Source organism: Vibrio sp. 811 (assembly GCF_033339195.1).
Genome location: NZ_JAWOUB010000699.1, coordinates 1 through 578, shown reverse-complemented (window position 1 = coordinate 578; position 578 = coordinate 1). Strand labels below are relative to the sequence as shown.

The 578-nt window shown below is 42.6% G+C and carries 1 protein-coding gene; it reads left to right on the top strand.

Annotation, left to right across the window (positions count from 1 at the left end; genetic code table 11):
- Positions 1 to 23 precede the first annotated feature (23 nt).
- Positions 24 to 578: HAD-IIB family hydrolase (locus R7Q46_RS28910; protein ID WP_318078546.1), on the top strand; the 555-nt coding region annotated here is incomplete at its 3' end.

Genomic DNA, 578 nt, shown 5'->3' with positions numbered 1-578 from the left:
ATCTTATTTTAAGGTAAGTAAAGATGTACAAACTGATCGCCCTAGACATGGACGGCACGTTATTAAACAGCGACAAAGCGATTTCAGAAGAAAACAAACACGCTATCGCGAAAGCTCGTGAAGCTGGCGTTACTGTCGTTTTGGCTTCTGGCCGCCCACTTGAAGGCATGCAGGCAAAATTGGATGAGCTGAATATTCATTCCGATAAAGATTTTGTCCTTTTCTACAATGGTTCTATGGTTAAAAACGTAGGTACAAACGAAATTATCCACCAGCAAATCATTGATGGTAAGGCTGCTAAATTAGTCGCTCGTAAAGCGAAAGAACTAGGTGCTTATGTGCACGCATTCAGCCAAGTGCATGGTTTGATCACAAATGAACACAACCCATACACTGACATCGAAGCCAACATTAATGGCTTAGACGTGACAGAGATGAATTTTGAATCGCTAGAAGATGATCATCCAATCATCAAAGCAATGATGGTTGCCGAGCCAAGTAAACTCACCGAGGTCATCGCTGCGCTTCCACCTGAAATGCATGAAGAGTTTACAGTTGTTCAAAGTGCCCCATTCTTC